Raw genomic sequence first — 284 nt, 5'->3', positions numbered from 1 at the left:
TCGCCTCGTCGCGGAGCTGATGCCGGATTTCAAGGTGACTTGGCAACTTTATGCGGAATCGGGCGTCACGACACGCGACCTCATCGCACGACTCGATGGCGTCGCCGGCGGGCGCTTCGATGTGGCGATCGTGTCGATAGGCGTCAATGATGTCATCACTGGCCGGCGAACCGGACAATGGACAGCCGCATTGGCCAGCTTGCTTGATCTGCTGGAATCCGGCTTCGGCGTCCGCCACATCCTGCTGTCGGCGTTGCCGCCGATGCACCGCTTCACTGCCCTGC

1 pseudogene is annotated in these 284 nt (G+C 62.7%); it reads left to right on the top strand.

The window, feature by feature from the left end:
- A pseudogene (locus LZP69_RS16280) lies at positions 1-284 on the top strand (SGNH/GDSL hydrolase family protein); the annotation flags it as partial.

It is taken from the genome of Shewanella sp. AS1 (assembly GCF_021412565.1).
In the GTDB taxonomy this organism is placed as follows: Bacteria; Pseudomonadota; Gammaproteobacteria; order Enterobacterales; family Shewanellaceae; genus Shewanella.
This window is presented reverse-complemented; position numbering and strand designations above follow the sequence as displayed.